The organism is Sphaerotilus uruguayifluvii, from assembly GCF_013294065.1.
Classification (GTDB): Bacteria; Pseudomonadota; Gammaproteobacteria; order Burkholderiales; family Burkholderiaceae_C; genus Sphaerotilus; species Sphaerotilus uruguayifluvii.
In genome coordinates this window covers 61,515-78,236 of sequence record NZ_JABSNM010000015.1, presented here as the reverse complement: position 1 = coordinate 78,236, position 16,722 = coordinate 61,515, and the positions used below count along the sequence as shown (strand labels likewise).

General features: G+C 72.2%; 19 protein-coding genes. 10 read left to right on the top strand and 9 right to left on the bottom strand.

Going from position 1 to position 16,722, the window contains the following annotated elements; translation table 11 throughout:
- The first annotated feature begins 3 nt into the window (after positions 1-3).
- The 10 genes from fdh3B (at position 4) to HNQ01_RS15895 (ending at position 10,796) form a co-directional block, all read left to right on the top strand.
- The gene (fdh3B, locus tag HNQ01_RS15940; RefSeq protein ID WP_173806407.1) at positions 4-609 is read left to right on the top strand and encodes a formate dehydrogenase FDH3 subunit beta; all 606 of its coding nucleotides are present in this window, start codon (positions 4-6) and stop codon (positions 607-609) included.
- Positions 606-965 (top strand): hypothetical protein, encoded by a 360-nt coding sequence (locus tag HNQ01_RS15935; RefSeq protein ID WP_173806406.1) that lies wholly within the window; start codon positions 606-608, stop codon positions 963-965. The genes fdh3B and HNQ01_RS15935 overlap by 4 nt, the downstream gene beginning before the upstream one ends.
- Before the next feature lie 25 nt (positions 966-990).
- Entirely contained in the window at positions 991-2,130 is a 1,140-nt protein-coding gene (locus HNQ01_RS15930) for a formate dehydrogenase subunit gamma (protein WP_173806405.1), read from the top strand.
- Positions 2,127-2,516, top strand: coding sequence for a hypothetical protein (locus tag HNQ01_RS15925; RefSeq protein WP_353621720.1), 390 nt, complete (start codon positions 2,127-2,129; stop codon positions 2,514-2,516). Before HNQ01_RS15930 ends, HNQ01_RS15925 begins: the two co-directional genes overlap by 4 nt.
- Before the next feature lie 33 nt (positions 2,517-2,549).
- Positions 2,550-3,476 carry a formate dehydrogenase accessory sulfurtransferase FdhD gene (locus HNQ01_RS15920; RefSeq protein ID WP_173806404.1) on the top strand — a complete coding sequence of 309 codons (927 nt, stop codon included), beginning with the start codon at positions 2,550-2,552 and terminating at the stop codon, positions 3,474-3,476.
- Positions 3,477-3,535: 59 nt separating this feature from the next.
- Positions 3,536-4,957 carry a sigma-54-dependent transcriptional regulator gene (locus tag HNQ01_RS15915; protein ID WP_173806403.1) on the top strand — a complete coding sequence of 474 codons (1,422 nt, stop codon included), beginning with the start codon at positions 3,536-3,538 and terminating at the stop codon, positions 4,955-4,957.
- Complete coding sequence (locus HNQ01_RS15910) at positions 4,954-6,945, top strand: sensor histidine kinase (RefSeq protein WP_353621719.1); 1,992 nt, start codon at positions 4,954-4,956, stop codon at positions 6,943-6,945. Before HNQ01_RS15915 ends, HNQ01_RS15910 begins: the two co-directional genes overlap by 4 nt.
- 64 nt (positions 6,946-7,009) lie before the next feature.
- Positions 7,010-8,524 (top strand): carboxypeptidase M32, encoded by a 1,515-nt coding sequence (locus HNQ01_RS15905; RefSeq protein WP_173806401.1) that lies wholly within the window; start codon positions 7,010-7,012, stop codon positions 8,522-8,524.
- A 257-nt stretch (positions 8,525-8,781) separates the two neighbouring features.
- Complete coding sequence (locus HNQ01_RS15900; protein ID WP_173806400.1) at positions 8,782-9,108, top strand: DUF485 domain-containing protein; 327 nt, start codon at positions 8,782-8,784, stop codon at positions 9,106-9,108.
- On the top strand, positions 9,105-10,796 hold the full coding sequence (locus tag HNQ01_RS15895; RefSeq protein ID WP_434801518.1) for a cation acetate symporter: 1,692 nt from the start codon (positions 9,105-9,107) through the stop codon (positions 10,794-10,796). Before HNQ01_RS15900 ends, HNQ01_RS15895 begins: the two co-directional genes overlap by 4 nt.
- A 145-nt stretch (positions 10,797-10,941) precedes the next feature.
- Here the strand turns inward: HNQ01_RS15895 and HNQ01_RS15890 are convergent, their stop codons facing one another.
- The 9 genes from HNQ01_RS15890 to HNQ01_RS15850 all read right to left on the bottom strand — a co-directional run bounded on the left by HNQ01_RS15890 (position 10,942) and on the right by HNQ01_RS15850 (position 16,638).
- Positions 10,942-11,232, bottom strand: coding sequence for a copper-binding protein (locus HNQ01_RS15890; protein WP_173806399.1), 291 nt, complete (start codon positions 11,230-11,232; stop codon positions 10,942-10,944).
- 30 nt (positions 11,233-11,262) lie between these two features.
- The gene (locus tag HNQ01_RS15885; RefSeq protein ID WP_173806398.1) at positions 11,263-11,775 is read right to left on the bottom strand and encodes a cupredoxin domain-containing protein; all 513 of its coding nucleotides are present in this window, start codon (positions 11,773-11,775) and stop codon (positions 11,263-11,265) included.
- Positions 11,762-13,138, bottom strand: a complete 1,377-nt coding sequence (locus HNQ01_RS15880) for a multicopper oxidase family protein (RefSeq protein WP_173806397.1) — start codon at positions 13,136-13,138, stop codon at positions 11,762-11,764. Before HNQ01_RS15880 ends, HNQ01_RS15885 begins: the two co-directional genes overlap by 14 nt.
- Before the next feature lie 29 nt (positions 13,139-13,167).
- The gene (locus tag HNQ01_RS15875) at positions 13,168-14,580 is read right to left on the bottom strand and encodes a TolC family protein (RefSeq protein WP_173806396.1); all 1,413 of its coding nucleotides are present in this window, start codon (positions 14,578-14,580) and stop codon (positions 13,168-13,170) included.
- Positions 14,577-14,864, bottom strand: coding sequence for a hypothetical protein (locus tag HNQ01_RS15870; RefSeq protein ID WP_173806395.1), 288 nt, complete (start codon positions 14,862-14,864; stop codon positions 14,577-14,579). Before HNQ01_RS15870 ends, HNQ01_RS15875 begins: the two co-directional genes overlap by 4 nt.
- Positions 14,865-14,958: 94 nt before the next feature.
- The gene (locus tag HNQ01_RS15865; RefSeq protein ID WP_173806394.1) at positions 14,959-15,315 is read right to left on the bottom strand and encodes a hypothetical protein; all 357 of its coding nucleotides are present in this window, start codon (positions 15,313-15,315) and stop codon (positions 14,959-14,961) included.
- Positions 15,316-15,361: 46 nt separating this feature from the next.
- Positions 15,362-15,658 (bottom strand): antibiotic biosynthesis monooxygenase family protein, encoded by a 297-nt coding sequence (locus tag HNQ01_RS15860; RefSeq protein ID WP_173806393.1) that lies wholly within the window; start codon positions 15,656-15,658, stop codon positions 15,362-15,364.
- Positions 15,659-15,681: 23 nt separating this feature from the next.
- Positions 15,682-16,110 (bottom strand): ester cyclase, encoded by a 429-nt coding sequence (locus HNQ01_RS15855; RefSeq protein ID WP_173806392.1) that lies wholly within the window; start codon positions 16,108-16,110, stop codon positions 15,682-15,684.
- 21 nt (positions 16,111-16,131) lie between these two features.
- Positions 16,132-16,638, bottom strand: a complete 507-nt coding sequence (locus HNQ01_RS15850) for a hypothetical protein (RefSeq protein WP_173806391.1) — start codon at positions 16,636-16,638, stop codon at positions 16,132-16,134.
- Positions 16,639-16,722: the final 84 nt, after the last annotated feature.

Below are 16,722 nucleotides of genomic sequence, written 5' to 3'. Positions count from 1 at the left end.
CCCATGGCCCGAATGAAATTCATCTGCGACTCGGAGCGCTGCATCGAGTGCAACGGCTGCGTCACCGCCTGCAAGGCCGAGCATGACGTGCCCTGGGGCGTGAACCGTCGCCGCGTCGTCACCCTCAACGACGGCCTGCCCGGCGAGAAGTCGATCTCGGTGGCCTGCATGCACTGCTCGGACGCGCCGTGCATGGCGGTCTGCCCGGTCGACTGCTTCTACCGCACCGAGGAAGGCGTGGTGCTGCACGACAAGGACGTCTGCATCGGCTGCGGCTACTGCAGCTACGCCTGCCCGTTCGGCGCGCCGCAGTTCCCGAGCAACGGCACCTTCGGCCTGCGCGGCAAGATGGACAAGTGCACCTTCTGCGCCGGCGGCCCCGAGGAGAACGGCTCGGCCGCCGAGAACGAGAAGTACGGCCGCAACCGCCTGAGCGAGGGCAAGCTGCCCGCCTGCGCCGAGATGTGCTCGACCAAGGCGCTGCTGGGCGGCGACGGCGACGTGGTGGCCGACATCTTCCGCACCCGCGTGATCCAGCGCGGCAAGGGCAGCGAGGTCTGGGGCTGGGGCACCGCCTACGGCCAGCCCAAGGCGGAGGTGAAGTCGTGAGCGCGCGTCGCCATCCCGCGGCGCGCCGCGCGCTGGGCGCGGTGCTGCTGGCCGGCCTGGGCCTGGGCTGCGGCCTGATGCTGGGTGGCTGCAGCGAGCGCCGCCAGGAACTGCATGCCAAGGGGCCGGACGCCGAGCCCTGGAGCGGCAAGCCGGGCGGCTTCGGCGCCAGCGGCTGGCAGGGGGGCGACCAGGCCGCGTGGCAGGAGCAGATCCGCCAGCGCGGCCAGCGCCAGAACGAGTACGCCCGCACCGGCGTGTCCGGGCCTGGCGCCGCCGGCAATGCGTCGCTGCCGGCACTGGCGGCCGCACCGGTGGCGGCGGCGCCCGCCGCCTCGGCCGCCAGCCAGCCCTGAGGCCGACGCCGCGAGGAGCCCCGCCATGTCCCGCCTGATTTCCTCCCTGCTGCTGGCGGCCGCGGCGCTGCTGGCGCAGCCGGCCGCGCTGGCCGCCGAGCCGGCTGCACCCGCCGCTGCGGCATCGGCCGCGGCCGATGCCGTTCCCGCGCCGCGCCCGGACGACACCCAGGCCGAGCGTGCCCGCGCCCAGCCCGGCAACAACGCGCCGTTCTGGCGCGGCGTGCGCGACTCCGGCCAGCAGGCCGGCTACAGCTCGCTGCCCGGCGCCGAGAAGGGCGTGCTGATCCAGTCGCAGGTGCAGTACCCCGGCTCGCGCCTGACCACCGCCGGCGAGGCCTGGCGCCAGGTGCGCAACCAGTGGATCCTGCCCTACGGCGGCTCGCTGCTGCTGATCGTCGGCCTGGCCATCGGCCTGTTCTACTGGCGCAAGGGCGCGCTGGGCGGCCACCAGCCCGACACCGGCCGCATGATCGAGCGCTTCACCCCGCTGGAGCGCGCGGCGCACTGGGTCAATGCCGCGGCCTTCGTCGCGCTGGCGCTGTCGGGCCTCGTGATGGCCTTCGGCAAGTTCTTCCTGCTGCCGCTCGTCGGGCACACGCTGTTCGGGCTGCTGACCTTCGTGCTGAAGAACGTGCACAACTTCGCCGGCCCGCTGTTCGCGGTCTCGCTGCTGGTGGTGATCCTGGTCTTCGTGCGCGACAACATCGCCAACCGCGCCGACTTCGTCTGGCTGTCGAAGGCCGGCGGCATGTTCGGCGACCAGGAGGTGCCTTCGCACCGCTTCAACGCCGGCGAGAAGGGCATGTTCTGGTGGGGCGTGACGGTGCCCGGCGTGATCGTCGTGGCCTCCGGGCTGGTGCTCGACCGGCTGCTGCCCGGCTGGGGCGAGCTGCGCGGCGAGATGCAGGTCGCCAACATGGTCCACGCGGTCGCCGCGATCGTGATGATGGCCATCCTGCTCGGCCACATCTACATGGGCACCATCGGCATGAAGGGCGCCTATGCCGCGATGAAGACCGGCTACGTCGACGAGGGCTGGGCGCGCGAGCACCACGAGCTCTGGTACGACGACATCAAGGCGGGCAGGATCCCGGCCGTGCGCTCGAAGCCGGTCGCCAGCTCCGCCGCCTCCCGCTCACCCCAGACGAGTTCCTCCGCATGAAGCGCATCCCTTCCTTCGCGGTTTCCCTGGCGGCCCGGGCCGCCCTGCCGCTGATGCTCTCGGTGCTGGCCGCGCCGGTCCTGGCCAAGCTGCCGCCGCTGTCCGACGAAGCCAAGGCCAAGGCCGAGGAGACCAAGGCCCGCAGCGCGCACGGCGACAAGGTCGCCGCCTACAAGCTCTGCCTGGCGATGGACAAGGTCGCCGCGGACTACCGCGCCCGCGCCAAGAGCGCCGGCAAGGAAGTCCGCCCGGCCACCGAGACGCCGCCCTGCACCGATCCGGGCGCCTTCGTGCCCGCGCCGGCGGCAGCCACCTCGGCGCCGGCCGTGCCGGTGGCGGTGGTGGCCGCTCCGGCTGTTCCGGCCGCCGCGGCCAGCAAGCCCTGACCCCGCGTCGTTCGCCGTCCGGAGTCCGCTGCCATGCCCGCCCTGCCGCACGCGCTGCCTGATCCCGCCGGGGGGCTGCCGGCCGTTTCCTCGCCCCCGGTTCCGGTCGCGCCGCGCATGACCGACGCGCGACTGCCGCTGCTGCGCGAGATCGAGGTGATGGACGAACACGGCGTGCGCCGCACGATCGCGATTCCGGCCGAGCAGGCGCTGACCGTCTTCGTCGACCGTCGCGAGCTGGTCACGCTGATGACGCTGGGCGCGATGCCGGAGCTGCTGGTGCTGGGCTGGCTGTGCAACCAGCGCCTGATCGCCTCGCCCGACGAGATCGAGTCGATCACCGTCGACTGGGAGGTCGGCGCGGCGGCGGTGCGCACCCGCGCCGGCATCGCCGACCTGGACGCGCGTACCGGCCGCCGGGTGGTCACCACCGGCTGCGGCCAGGGCACCGTCTTCGGCGACCTGATGGCGCAGGTCGACGGCATCCGGCTGCCGGCGCCCGAGCAGGCGCGCCTGCGCCAGGGCGCGCTGGTGGCGATGCTCGAGACGATGCGCCAGACCGACAGCATCCACCGCCGCGCCGGCTCGGTGCACGGCTGCGCGCTGTTCTCGGCCGACGGGCGCGAGCGGCTGATGTTCGTCGAGGACGTCGGCCGCCACAACGCGATCGACACCATCTCGGGCTGGATGGCGCTGCACGGCATCGACGGCGGCGACAAGGTCTTCTACACCACCGGCCGGCTGACCAGCGAGATGGTGATGAAGTCGGCGCACATGGGCGTGCCGATCATCGTCTCGCGCAACGGCGTGACCCAGATGGGCCACGACCTGGCCACCCGCCTGGGCATGACGCTGTTCGGCCGCGCCGCCAACCGCCACTTCCTCTGCTACACCGGCTTCGACCGCTTCGACTCCGAGCCGGAGCCGCAGCGCACGCCGGTGCGGGTCGTTGCCGGCTGATCCGGGGCGCGGGCCTGCGCTACAGTGCGGCGGCCCACGCGCTGCCCGCTGTCTGCCCCATGTCCGATTCCGCCGATCCCCTGTCTCCCGCTGCCGAACCGGCCTGGCCCCATGCGGCGGCGCTGATCGTCGATGACGAGCAGGGCATGCGCCATTTCCTGTCGCGCGCGCTGGCGCCACGCTTCGGCCGCGTCGATGCGGTCGACAGCGCCGAGGCCGGGCGCGACCTGGTGGCCGCGCACCGCTATGACCTGGTCATCCTGGACATCACGCTGCCCGGCCTGAGCGGCCTGGCCTGGCTGCGCGAGCTGCGCGCGCAGGGCCATGCCGGCGAGGTGATCCTGATCACCGCGTTCGCCGATCTCGACACCGCGATCGAGGCGCTGCGCGCTGGCGCTTCCGACTTCCTGCTCAAGCCCTTCCGGGTCGCGCAGATCCTCAACGCGGTGCAGCAGGGCATGAACCGCTCGCGCCTGGCACGCGAGAACTGGCTGCTGCGCCACCGCCTGGCCCAGCAGCCGCGCGAGCTGCCCGAGTTCGTCGGCCGCTCGCCGGCGATGCGCGCGCTGATCGATGCGCTGGCGCGGGTCGCGCCGGTGAATGCGCCGGTGCTGCTGCGCGGCGAGTCCGGCACCGGCAAGGAGCTGGCCGCGCAGACCCTGCACCGCGGCAGCGCCCGGTCCGGCGCGCCCTTCGTGCGGCTGCACTGCACCGGCCTGTCGGCCGAGGCGCTGGAGAGCGAGCTGTTCGGCCATGCGCCCGGCGCCTTCGCCGATGCCATTCCCGGCGCCGACCAGGCCCGCGACGGCCTCTTCCACTACGCCCAGGGCGGCACGCTCTTTCTCGACGAGATTTCCGAGCTGCCGCTGCCGGTGCAGGCCAGCCTGCTGCGGGTGATCGAGGAGCGCCAGGTGCGCCCGGCCGGCAGCCGGCAGAAGATTCCGGTCGACGTGCGGCTGGTGGCCGCCAGCGAGCGCGACCTGGCCGCCGAGGTGGCCGCCGGGCGCTTCCGCAAGGATCTGTACTACCGGCTGCAGGTGGTGGAGATCGCGCTGCCGCCGCTGCGCGAGCACCGCGGCGATCTCGGCCTGCTGTTCGAGCATTTCGTCGCGCTGCTGGCGCCGCAGCTCGGCGCCGCGCCGCTGCGGCTCGATGCCGACGAGCTGCGCTATCTGCAGCAGTACGACTGGCCGGGCAATGTGCGCGAGCTGCGCAACTTCGTCGAGCGCTCGCTGATCCTCGGGCGCATCAACGTGACCGCGCTCTATCCGGCGCCGGCCGCCTCGGGCCCGGAGCCGGCCGAGGGCCATGCGCCGGGCGCCGCCGGCGGGCCGACCGACCTGCAGACGCTGGAGCGGCGCCACATCCTGGGCGTGCTGGCCTCGGTGCAGGGCGACAAGGGCCGGGCGGCGCAGCTGCTGGGCATCTCGCGGCGCACGCTGGAGCGGCGCGTCGCCGAATGGGCCGCCGAGGCGCAGTGACGACCGTGCGCGCGGCCGGCGCCGGCTCGATCCGCACCCGGCTGCTGGCGCTGACGCTGGTGCCGCTGCTGGGCGTGCTGCCGCTGCTCGGGCTGATCCTGCTGCTGTGGGGCAACCAGGCCATCGACCTGCTGCTCTCGGGCCGGGTGCGCGCCGACCTGGCGGTCGCGCAGGGCTATTTCGACCGGGTGCAGGCGGAGGTCGGCAGCGGCACGCAGGCGGTGGCCAGCTCGCATCAGCTGGTGCGCACGCTGGCGCTGGCGCCGCCGGCCGGGCGCGAGACGGCGCTGGCCGCGCTGCTGGCGCGCGAGCGGGTCCGGCACCGGCTCGATTTCCTGCGCATGCTGCCGCCGCAGGCCCCCGAGGCCGCGGCCGGTGCCGCCTCGGGCGCCGCCGCTGCCGAGGCGGTGGTGGCGGTGATGGAGGCGGCGCAGCTCGAGGCGCTGGCACCGGGCCTGGCCGAGCGGGCGCACATCCGCCTGGTCGACTCCGACGGTGCGGTCCCGAGCGACCGGGTCACCGAATCGCGCGGCCTGGTGCTGATCGCGCAGGCGCGCATCGAGAACGCCGCCGGTGCCACGATCGGCTGGCTGCAGGGCGGCGTGCTGCTCAACCGCAATCTGGGCGTCATCGACCACATCAACCGGATCGTCTATCCGGACGGCGCGCTGGCCTTCGGCAGCCAGGGCACCGCGACGCTCTTCCTCGACGATGTGCGCATCAGCACCAATGTGCGGCTCTTCGGCGACCCGCAGGCCGAGCGTGCGGTCGGCACCCGGGTGTCGGCGGCGGTGCGCGAGGCGGTGCTCGGGCGCGGCGAGACCTGGCTGGGGCGCGCCTTCGTCGTCAAGGACTGGTATGTCTCGGGCTATCTGCCGCTGGCCGATGCCAGCGGCCGGCGGGTCGGCATGCTGTATGTCGGCTTTCTCGAGCGGCCCTTCGTGGTGGTGAAGTACGCGGTGCTGGCCGGCATCGGGCTGCTGTTCTTCGTGGTGATGCTGCTGGCGGCCTGGTGGTCGCTGCGCTCGGCCGCGCGCATCTTCCGGCCCCTGGAGCGCATGACCGAGACGATGCAGCGGGTCGAGTCCGGCCAGGCGGCGCGGGTCGGGCCGCTGCAGGCCGACGGCGAGATCGACCGGCTCGGCGCCACGCTCGACCATCTGCTCGACACGGTCGACGACAAGACCCGCGCGCTGCAGCGCTGGGGCGAGGAACTCGACGCCAAGGTGGCCGAGCGCACCGCGGCGCTGCAGGCCGCGCAGCAGCAGCTGGTGCGCAGCGAGCGCCTGGCCACGATCGGCCAGCTCGCGGCCAGCATCGCGCACGAGATCAACAATCCGATCGCGGTGATCCAGGGCAATCTCGACCTGCTGCAGATGACGCTGGGCGAGGCCGCCGCGCCTGCCCGCGACGAGATCCGGCTGATCGACGGCCAGGTCGAGCGCATGCGCCTGATCGTCGCGCAGCTGCTGCAGCAGGCCCGGCCGAACGAGTACGCCGGCTATGCCGAGGCGCTCGATCCGGCCGAGGTGCTGCAGGCCAGCCTGGTGCTGGTGCGCCATCTGCTCGAGCGGGCGCAGGTGCGGCTGGTGCTGCGGGCGCCGCCCGGCGCGACCCCGCCGGTCATGATCAACCGCCAGGAGCTGCAGCAGGTGCTGATCAACCTGATCGTCAACGCCACCCAGGCGATGCAGGAGCAGGGCGAGGCCGGACCGGCGCGCGAGCTGGACATCGCGGTGCGCCACGAGGCCGGCCGGGTGCTGCTGGAGGTGAGCGACTCCGGCCCCGGCCTGAGCGAGGCGGTGCGCGCGACGCTGTTCCAGCCCTTCTTCACCACCCGGCGCGACGGCAACGGCCTGGGCCTGTGGATCAGCCGCGGCCTGCTCGAGCGCTACGGCGGCGAGCTGCGCGCCGCCAACCGGCCCGAGGGGCAGGGCGCCGCCCGCGGCGCGGTGTTCACCATCGATCTGCCGGCCGCCGAGGCCTGAGAGGCGGCGGCCATCCGCCCGGGATCGCTCGGATACCATGACCCTTTTGCAGGGGAACCGACTGATGAGCCGCTCCATCCATGGCGCCGACGCGCCGGCCTACGCCGATCTCGAATCCCGCTTCCAGCGCCTGCACCGCCTCGAGCACCTCGGTGCCATCGCCGGCTGGGACCAGGCTGCCAACATGCCGCCCAAAGGCAACGAGGCCCGCGCGGCCGCGATGGCCGAGCTCGAGACGCTGATGCACGCCCAGCGCACCGACCCGGCGCTGCGCGATCTGCTGGCGCGCGCCGAGGACGAGCCGCTCTCGGACGACCAGCGCGCCAACCTGCGCGAGATGCGCCGCGACTGGCTCGCCGCCAACGCGCTGCCCTCCGCGCTGGTCGAGCGCCGCGCGCTGGCCACCGCACGCTGCGAGCACGCCTGGCGCACGCAGCGTCCGGCCAACGACTGGGCCGGCTTCGTCGAGAACCTGCGTCCGGTGGTGCAGGTCGCCCGCGAGGAGGCGCGGCATCTGGCCGAGGCCACCGGTCTCGCGCCCTACGACGCGCTGCTCGACCGCTACGAGCCGGGCATGACCGGCGCCGAGGTCGAGCGCGTCTTCGGCGATCTGCGCGCCTGGCTGCCCGGGCTGATCCGCGAGGTGCGCGAGCGCCAGCAGGCCGAGCCGCCGGTGATCCGGCCGATCGGGCCTTTTCCGCTGGCGCAGCAGAAGGCGCTGAGCCTGGCGGTGATGCGCCGGCTCGACTTCGACTTCGAGGGCGGCCGGCTCGACGAGAGCACGCATCCCTTCTCCGGCGGCGTGCCCGAGGACGTGCGCCTGACCACCCGCTACCGCCTCGACGACCTGATGCAGAGCCTGATGGGCACGGTCCACGAGACCGGACACGCCCGCTACGAGCAGAACCTGCCGCGCGAGTGGCTGGGGCAGCCGCTGGCGCGCGCGCGCTCCTACGGCCTGCACGAGAGCCAGAGCCTGTCCTTCGAGATGCAGCTCGGGGCGCACCCCGGCTTCGTCGCGCAGCTGGTGCCGCTGCTGGTCGAGCACTTCGGCGCGCAGCCGGCCTTCACCGAGGAGAACCTGGCGCGCCTGGTCACGCGCGTCGAGCCCGGCCTGATCCGCGTCGATGCCGACGAGGTGACCTATCCGGCGCACGTCATCCTGCGCTTCGAGATCGAGCGCGCGCTGATCGAGGGCGCGATCGACATCGACGACATCCCGGCGCTGTGGGACGAGCAGATGATGCTCTGGCTGGGCCGCGACACCCGCGGCGACTTCCGCGACGGTCCGATGCAGGACGTGCACTGGCCGGCCGGCCTGTTCGGCTACTTTCCCTGCTACACGCTGGGCGCGATGTACGCGGCGCAGTGGTTCGCGACGATGCGCCGCCAGACGCCCGACCTGGACGCGCGCATCGCCGCCGGCGACCTCGCGCCGGTCTTCGACTGGCTGCACGACCACGTCTGGCGCCAGGGCGCGCGCTGGACGACGCCCGATCTCACCCGGCGTGCCAGCGGCGAGACGCTGAACCCGGCGCATTTCCGCGTCCATCTGGAGCGGCGCTACCTGGGGCGCTGACCGGGTGCTCGCCGGGGTATCCGGCGGGCGGGCGCGGATCTGACGTGGATCTGACGCATTTCTGACGAAGGGCTGACATCGCGGTGGAATCGGCGATCTTGGCGGCAGATGCTGGTGTGATAGGTGTTTTCCCTTGATGTGTGGCGTTGCCGGGATTGTGACGAATCCTTGCAGCCCCGCCACCTATCATCCGCCGCGATCCCCCTCATCCCAACCCTTCGGACACCGCCCGGCAACGGACGCGGTCGGCCCTGCCCATGTCTTCCGATGTCTACCAGCGCATCCAGCGCAATCCCAAGTTCGAGGAACTGGTCCGACGGCGCAGCAGCTTCGCCTGGCTGCTGTCGATCGTCGTGCTCGGCCTGTTCTACGGCTTCATCCTGCTCGTCGCCTTCAATCCGGCGCTGATGGCCGAGCGCCTCGGCGGCGAGGCTTCGGTGATCACGTTCGGCCCGGTGGCGATCCTGTCGCTGTTCGCGCTGTTCTGGGCGCTGACCGCGGTCTACGTGCGTCGCGCCAACGGCGAGTTCGACGACCTGACGCGCGAACTGATCGAGGAATCCACCCGCGGAGGCAGCAAGTGACGGACCGCTCCAATCTCTCTTCCCTGAAGCGCCTGGGCGCGCTCCTGCTGGGCCTGCTGGTGTCGGGCGCGGTGATGGCCGCCGGCGACCCGATCGGCGCGACCGAGAAGCAGCCGCTGAACCTGCACGCCATCGGCATGTTCGTCGTCTTCGTGGGCTTCACGATGGGCGTGACCTACTGGGCGTCGAGCCGCACCAAGTCGGCGGCGGACTTCTACACCGCCGGCGGCGGCATCACCGGCTTCCAGAACGGCCTGGCCATCGCCGGCGACTACATGTCGGCCGCGACGCTGCTGGGCCTGACCGCGCTGGTCTACGGCTCGGGCCTGGACGGCTACATCTACGCGCTGTGCTTCTTCGCCGGCTGGCCGATCATCCTGTTCCTGATGGCCGAGCGCCTGCGCAACCTGGGCCGCTTCACCTTCGCGGACATCACCTCCTACCGCCTCGACCAGGGCAAGGTGCGCACGATGGCGGCGATCGGCTCGCTGACCGTGGTGTGCTTCTACCTGATCGCGCAGATGGTGGGCGCGGGCCAGCTGATCAAGCTGCTGTTCGGCCTGGACTACAACGTCGCGGTCGTCGTCGTCGGCGCGCTGATGATGGTCTACGTGATCAAGGGCGGCATGCTCGCGACCACCTGGGTGCAGATCATCAAGGCCTGCATGCTGCTGGCCGGCGGCACGCTGGTGATGCTGCTGGCGATGAGCCAGTTCGGCTTCAGCTACACCACCGTCGTCGAGAAGGCCACCGCCGTGCACAAGGCCGGCTGGGGCATGATGAAGCCGGGCAAGCTGATTCCGGACCCGGTCACCGCGGTGTCGCTGGCGCTGGGCCTGATGTTCGGCACGGCCGGCCTGCCGCACATCCTGATGCGCTTCTTCACCGTGACCAACGCCAAGGAAGCGCGCAAGTCGGTGCTGTACGCCTCGGGCTTCATCGCCTACTTCTTCAACGTCATCTTCCTGATGGGCCTGGCGGCGATCCTGATCGTCGGCCAGAACCCCGAGTTCTTCGAAGGCGGCAAGATCGGCGGCAAGCTGGTCGGCGGCGGCAACATGGTGGCGATGCACCTGGCCAAGGCGGTCGGCGGCAACCTGCTGCTGGGCTTCCTGGCGGCGGTGGCCTTCGCGACCATCCTGGCGGTGGTGTCGGGCCTGGCGCTGGCCGGTGCCTCGTCGATCTCGCATGACCTGTACGCCCGCGTCATCAAGAAGGGTCAGGCCACCGAAGCCGACGAGATGCGCGTCTCGCGCTTCGCGACGATCGCGCTGGGTGTGGTCGCCGTGGTGCTGGGCATCGCGTTCGAGAAGCAGAACGTCGCCTTCATGGTCGGTCTGGCCTTCGGCATCGCCGCGTCGAGCAACTTCCCCGTGCTGATCCTGTCGATGTACTGGAAGGGCCTGACCACCCGCGGCGCGCTGGCCGGCGGCTACCTCGGCCTGGCGCTGGCGGTCACGCTGGTCGTGCTGTCGAAGTCGGTGTGGGTGACGGTGCTGGGCAATCCGGCTCCGCTGTTCCCGTACGAGCAGCCGGCGCTGTTCTCGATGCCGGTGGCCTTCCTGGTCTGCTTCATCGTGTCCAAGCTCGACCAGAGCGTGGCCGCCAAGAAGGAGATCGCCGCCTTCGACGACCAGTTCGTGCGTGCCCAGACCGGCTACGGCGCCGCCTCGGCCTCGAACCACTGATCACCCGCGTGCGGATGACCGTTTTCTGTACTGTGTGACCACAGTCTCCAGCGTCCCTTGACCGAGGACGCCTTCAAACGCCTCCGGCGTCCTGCGGGCCGGAGGCGTCTTTTTTTGGGGGCGGCAGAAGCCCGGGATCCGGTGTTCAGCGCACCGGCGCCAGCTTCGTCACCGTGTACTGCCCGCCCACCTTGTCGGCGTCGAACTTCACCTTGTCGCCGACCTTCACGGCGTCGAGCATGGCGGGGTCCTGGACGCGGAAGACCATCGTCATCGGGGGCATGTCGAGGTTCCTGATCTCGCCGTGCTTGAGCGTGAGCTTCTGCTGCGGCCTGTCGATCTTCATCACCTCGGCGTCGGTGCTCTGCGCCAGCGCGGGCGCGGCGGCCAGCAGGGCCGAGGCGGCGAGGGTGACGGAAGCGATCCAGCGGTTCATGTGAGACTCTCCTTGCAGGGATGGAACGGGTCAGCGGGCCGTGGGGATGACGTGCAGGTCGCCCACCATGCCGGCGTCGAAATGCCCGGCGATCAGGCAGGCGAAGCGGAAGTCGCCCGCGCGGTTGAAGGTCCAGACGATCTCGCCGGTGCGGCCCGGCGGCACATGCGCCATGTAGGGCTCGTCGTGCTGCATGTCGGGGAACTTCTTCATCAGCTCGGCGTGCGCGGCCAGCTCCCCGGGCGTGCCCAGCACGAACTCGTGCATCGCGCGGCCGGTGTTGCGGATGCGCAGCCGCACCGTCTCGCCCTCGCGCACCTCGATCCGGTCGGGCCGGAAGCGCATGTCGTCGCCCATCGAGACGGTGATCGTGCGCCGGGCCTGGCGGCCTTCGGCGGCGATGCCCCAGTCCTTCTGCTCCTTGCGCACCGGCCCCGCTGCGGCATGCGCCGGGTCGCCGTGGGCGACGGCGGGCAGGGCCGGGGCCAGGCCCAGCAGGGCGCCCGCCAGGATCCAGGCGGCGCGTCGATCAGTGATGTCCATGGTGGCCTCCTTCGGGCTTGCGGACGTTCATCGTGGCGTCGCCGGCCGGCGCGGGCGCGCGCGTCGGCTCGGCCAGCGGGGCGCCGGTCCATTCGTGCGCGATCGTGCCGGCCGGGTGGCGGAACCAGCCGGGGTCCTGGTAGTCGCCGGGCTTCTGGTCGCGGCGGACCTTGAGGATGCTGAACATGCCGCCCATCTCGACGCCGCCGAACGGCCCCTGGCCGGTCATCATCGGCGCGGTGTTGTCGGGCAGCGGCATCTCCATCTCGCCCATGTCGGCCATGCCGCGCTCGCCCATGGCCATGTAGCCGGGGATCAGCTTGGTGATCTTGCGCGCCAGGCCGCTGTGGTCGACGCCGATCATCGTCGGCACGTTGTGGCCCATCGCGTTCATCGTGTGGTGGCTCTTGTGGCAGTGGAAGGCCCAGTCGCCTTCCTCGCTGGCGATGAACTCCACCTGGCGCATCTGGCCGACCGCCACGTCGGTCGTCACCTCGGGCCAGCGCGCCGACTTCGGCACCGGCCCGCCGTCGGTGCCGGTGACCTCGAACTCGTGGCCGTGCAGGTGGATCGGGTGGTTCGTCATCGTCAGGTTGCCGACGCGGATGCGCACCCGGTCGCCCTGGCGCACGTTCAGCGTGTCGATGCCGGGGAAGACGCGGCTGTTCCAGGCCCAGAGGTTGAAGTCGAGCATGGTCATCACCTTGGGCGTGGCGCTGCCGGGCTCGATGTCGAAGGCGTTCAGCAGGAAGCAGAAGTCGCGGTCGACGTCGGCGATCAGCGGGTGCTTCGCCTTCGGGTGCGTGATCCACATCCCGTACATGCCCATCGCCATCTGCACCATCTCGTCGGCGTGCGGGTGGTACATGAAGGTGCCGGGGCGGCGGGCCTCGAACTCGTAGACGAAGGTCTTGCCCGGCGGGATCGAGGGCTGGGTCAGGCCCGAGACGCCGTCCATGCCGTTGGGCAGGCGCTGGCCGTGCCAGTGCACTGCGTGGTGCTCGGGCAGGCGGTTGGTGACGAAGATGCGCACGCGGTCGCCCTCGACCACCTCGATCGTCGGGCCGGGCGACTGGCCGTTGTAGCCCCAGAGGTTGGCGTTGAAGCCGGGCGACATCTCGCGCACCACCGGCTCGGCCACCAGGTGGAACTCCTTGACGCCGTTGTTCATGCGCCAGGGCAGGCTCCAGCCGTTGAGCGTCACGACCGGGCGGTAGGGGCGGCCGGTCGCGGGCTGCAGCGGCGGCGCGGTGGCGGCCGAGGTCTGCAGGACCGGCTCGGGCAGCGCGGCCATCGCCACGCGGCTGACCGAGGCGGCAGCGACCGCGGCCCCGGCAGAGAAGAGGGAACGTCGGGAAATCATGGCGGAGGATCCGTGTCGGGTGGGTGCGCTCAGTGGCCGCCGGCATCGGCGGCGGTGGAGGCGGCGGCCGGGCTGCTGCCGGCATCGAGCCGGGGGCGGCCGAGCAGGGCCTGCTGCAGGTCGGCGTCGGCGAGCCAGAACTCGCGCCGGGCGTCGATCGCGGTGCGCACGGCGCCGACCTGGTCACGCGCGTCGGCCAGCAGCTCGAACACCCCGATCAGCATGCCGTTGTAGCGCAGCAGGTTCTCCTCGCTGATGCGCTGGCGCAGCGGCACCAGCACGGTCTGCGCATGGCGCGCGATGTCCCAGGTGTGGCGCCAGTGGCGCCAGGCCGAGCGGGCCTCGGAGCGGGCGTCGATCGCGATCTCGGCGGTGCGGTGCACGCTGGCGGTGTAGATCGCCTCGGCCCGCGCGACCCGGGCGTCGCCCCAGTCGAAGAGCGGCAGCTCCAGCCCGACCTCCCAGGCGCGGCTGCGCTGGCCGTCGCTGGTCTTCGAGCGGGTCAGGCCCAGGTCGATCGCGTCGACGAAGCGGGTCACGCGCACCAGGCCCAGGCTGCGCGCGGTCTGCTCGGTGGCGGTGCGTGCGGCCTGCACGTCCAGGCGCTGCGCCAGCGCGCGGGCCTCGATGTCGGTCTGATCGGTCGGCTGCACGGGCAGGTCGGGCAGCCGCTCGGGCAGGGCAAGCCGCTCGGCTTGATCGCCCCACAGGCCGAGCGCGCGCACCAGGCGCTCGCGCGCGGCGTCGCGGGCGCGCTCGCCGCGGGCCAGGTTCAGCAGCGCGTCGGCCTCGAAGGACTGCTCGCGCGCCAGCGTCAGGCGGTTGAAGTTGCCGGCCTGCGCCATGCGCCGCGCCAGCTCGGCGCCGGCCTCGGCGGCTTCGTGGACCTGGCGCAGATAGGTCAGGCTTTCCTCGGCAGCGACCGCCTCGACCCAGGCGCGGCGCACGTCGGCGATGCGCCCGACGAGCGTGATCGTCGTCTGCACCTGCTGGCGAGCGAGCTGCTGCTCGGCCATCGTGCGCGCCAGCGGCATCAGCAGCAGCCGGCCCAGGCCGATGTGCAGCCCGACCTCGCGCTCGATCTCGTCGCCGCTGGTGGTGCGCTTGTAGGACAGGCCCGGGTTGGGCAGGCGGGTGACCTGGGCGAGCTCGGCCTGCGTCAGGCCCAGGTCGGCGAGGTCGGCCTGCACGCCGCGGTGGTGGAGCAGCGCCAGCTCGACGGCGCCGTCCTGCGACAGCGGCGCGCCCAGCAGCGCGTCGATGCGCGCGCGTGTCTCGGCGGCGGGCGCCTGCGCGTCGGGCCAGCGCGCCACGTCGGCGCTGGCCACGCTGCGCAGCTGCCGCTGCACCGGCGCGATCGCCGCATCCGGCGAGGAGGTGGCGCAGCCGGCCAGCGCGGCGGCGGCCAGCAGGGCCGGTGCGATCCGATGCGGGCGCTTCATCGCGTACCTCCGCTGGCGCCGGAGGCCGCCGGCTCGGGCGCATTCGCTTCCCTCAGGTAGGTGCGCCAGCCGCCGACGGCGCGCACGCGCTCGTTGGCGGCGCGCCAGTCGCCGGGGGCGGTCTCGGCCGGCGCGGATGCGGCCCGCGCGGCCAGCGTCGAGCGGTGGACCAGCGGGCGCACGGGGGTGTCGGGGTCGGCCGGCGCGGCTGCGAAGGCCGGCGGCCACGCCGACGCGAGCGCGAGCAGCGCACCCGCGGCGGACACGGACAGGACAGGGAACATGACGATCTCTCGGGTCGGGACGGATGCGGACATCCGGAGCCGGCGCGCGCGTGCAGGCACACGCCGCGACCGGCGGAAGCGACGGCTCGGGAGATCAGCGGCGGGGAGGGCGGAACAGCGCCGACGGCGGCGCCTCGGGCGGCCCCGTCGGCTCGGTCGCGGCGGGCGGGGCGTGCGGCAGCTCGGGCAGCGGCAGCGTCAGGGTGACCGCCGGCGCCAGGCCGGCATGGCAGACCTCGCACAGCGTGCAGCCGGCGTGGAGGGCGGTGTCGGCCTGCGGCGAGGCCGCCGTCTCGTGGCAGGCATGGGGGGCCTGGTCGGCTTCGCCCTGGGCGAGCACCGGGGCCAGTTCGGCCACCGCCATCTGCGCCATCGCCCAGCCGCGCAGCGGCAGCAGCGCGATCACCAGCCAGAGCAGCCAGTGCAGCCAGGGGCGGGAGGGGCGGACCATGACCCGCAGTATAGGGGCGGGTCGCGCCGCCGCCGCGGCAGGACGCTCATCCCTGGGCGGCCACCTCCAGATGCTCCACCAGCGGCGGTCCGGTGAAGTACGCCGCGAAGCGGGCGAACACCTGCTGCAGGTACTCGCTGCCCGGGCCGGTGGCGTTGGCGTGCGCGGCACTCTGCCAGGTCAGCATCGAGACGCCCCGGGCGGTCTGGCGGTCGATCAGCAGCCGGGCCTCGACGAAGCCGGGCTGCAGCCGCGCCGCCGGGATGGCCTCGTCGCGCCAGATGCGGACGACCTCGTCGATCTGGTCCTTCGCGACCGGCACGGTGATCATGCGGGTGTACATGGCGGGCTCCTTTCTCTGTCTGCTCAGGTCGGTTGCGGCACCAGATTCAGGCCGAGTCCGCGCAGCAGCGTCGCCGAGTCGAACAGGCCGACCACGCGCAGCAGCCCCTGCGGGTCGCTCTCCATCAGGTCGATGCCTTCGAGCGTGATCTGGCGCTGCGTCGGGGGCAGTCCAGCGAACGTGCCGGTGTGGGTGGCCGTCAGCACCCACGGCACATGCACCTCGTTCGGTCTGACCGGGAACGGTCCCCGGTAAGCGAGGCTGAAATCGGCGAAACCGTCGAACAGCGCCGCCATGTAGCCGGGGATCTGCGCGCGGTCGAGCGGCCCCGGCGTGGTCGGGTCGCGGTAGGTGCCCTCGGGCGCGAAGGTGGCGACGGCGGCGTCGATGTCGTGGCGGTTCCAGGCGTCGAAGTAGGCGCGCGCCAGCGCGACCGGGTCGGGGGTGTCCATGGGCGGTCTCCTGGGGGTGGGTCAGCGCATGCGCACTTCGCCGTCGAAGCAGACGAAGTAGTGCTGGTTGTCCTTGCCCGAGCCGGGGCCTTCGACGAAGTTGCCGCCGCCGCTGGCACCGACCCACTTGCCGGTCAGGCCGGTGACCGTGTACGCGCCGGTCATGCCGCCGCGGGCGTCGTAGGCCTTGACCTTGCCGGTGACGAGGAACTTGTCGCCGTCGGCGTCGGTGCGCACGCAGCGCAGCTCGCCGTTGGGCTTGCCGTCGATGACCTCGTTGAACAGCACGCAGGTGCCGTAGGCGCCCTTCAGCGGCGAGGCCTCGTCGCGCGTGACGTAGCCGGTGCCGTAGGCGCTGGCCGAGATGATGGTGTGGTTCGGCGCCGGCTGCAGCACCTCGACGTGGGTGTAGTGGGCGCCGTAGCAGATGCGGGCGTCGATGGTGGCGGCCGTGGTGGCGGTCGGCGCCAGCGCGAGGCCGGCGACGAGCCCCGCCAGGGCGCACAGGGCGCGGCGAGTCCTGGACATGGGGTTCTCCTGGGGAGGGGCGGAGGAAGGGCGCGGTCCCGGGGCCTCGGACAAGACCAATTGTCCATGTCGGGAATGCGTGCA

Bases quoted from the DNA above. Each gene is read 5' to 3' on its own strand.
- fdh3B (WP_173806407.1), top strand. From the start codon at position 4: ATGGCCCGAATGAAATTCATCTGCGACTCGGAGCGCTGCATCGAGTGC.
- HNQ01_RS15930 (WP_173806405.1), top strand. From the start codon at position 991: ATGTCCCGCCTGATTTCCTCCCTGCTGCTGGCGGCCGCGGCGCTGCTG.
- HNQ01_RS15925 (WP_353621720.1), top strand. From the start codon at position 2,127: ATGAAGCGCATCCCTTCCTTCGCGGTTTCCCTGGCGGCCCGGGCCGCC.
- HNQ01_RS15920 (WP_173806404.1), top strand. From the start codon at position 2,550: ATGCCCGCCCTGCCGCACGCGCTGCCTGATCCCGCCGGGGGGCTGCCG.
- HNQ01_RS15915 (WP_173806403.1), top strand. From the start codon at position 3,536: ATGTCCGATTCCGCCGATCCCCTGTCTCCCGCTGCCGAACCGGCCTGG.
- HNQ01_RS15905 (WP_173806401.1), top strand. From the start codon at position 7,010: ATGAGCCGCTCCATCCATGGCGCCGACGCGCCGGCCTACGCCGATCTC.
- HNQ01_RS15900 (WP_173806400.1), top strand. From the start codon at position 8,782: ATGTCTTCCGATGTCTACCAGCGCATCCAGCGCAATCCCAAGTTCGAG.
- HNQ01_RS15890 (WP_173806399.1), bottom strand. From the start codon at position 11,232: ATGAACCGCTGGATCGCTTCCGTCACCCTCGCCGCCTCGGCCCTGCTG.
- HNQ01_RS15885 (WP_173806398.1), bottom strand. From the start codon at position 11,775: ATGGACATCACTGATCGACGCGCCGCCTGGATCCTGGCGGGCGCCCTG.
- HNQ01_RS15880 (WP_173806397.1), bottom strand. From the start codon at position 13,138: ATGATTTCCCGACGTTCCCTCTTCTCTGCCGGGGCCGCGGTCGCTGCC.
- HNQ01_RS15875 (WP_173806396.1), bottom strand. From the start codon at position 14,580: ATGAAGCGCCCGCATCGGATCGCACCGGCCCTGCTGGCCGCCGCCGCG.
- HNQ01_RS15870 (WP_173806395.1), bottom strand. From the start codon at position 14,864: ATGTTCCCTGTCCTGTCCGTGTCCGCCGCGGGTGCGCTGCTCGCGCTC.
- HNQ01_RS15865 (WP_173806394.1), bottom strand. From the start codon at position 15,315: ATGGTCCGCCCCTCCCGCCCCTGGCTGCACTGGCTGCTCTGGCTGGTG.
- HNQ01_RS15860 (WP_173806393.1), bottom strand. From the start codon at position 15,658: ATGTACACCCGCATGATCACCGTGCCGGTCGCGAAGGACCAGATCGAC.
- HNQ01_RS15855 (WP_173806392.1), bottom strand. From the start codon at position 16,110: ATGGACACCCCCGACCCGGTCGCGCTGGCGCGCGCCTACTTCGACGCC.
- HNQ01_RS15850 (WP_173806391.1), bottom strand. From the start codon at position 16,638: ATGTCCAGGACTCGCCGCGCCCTGTGCGCCCTGGCGGGGCTCGTCGCC.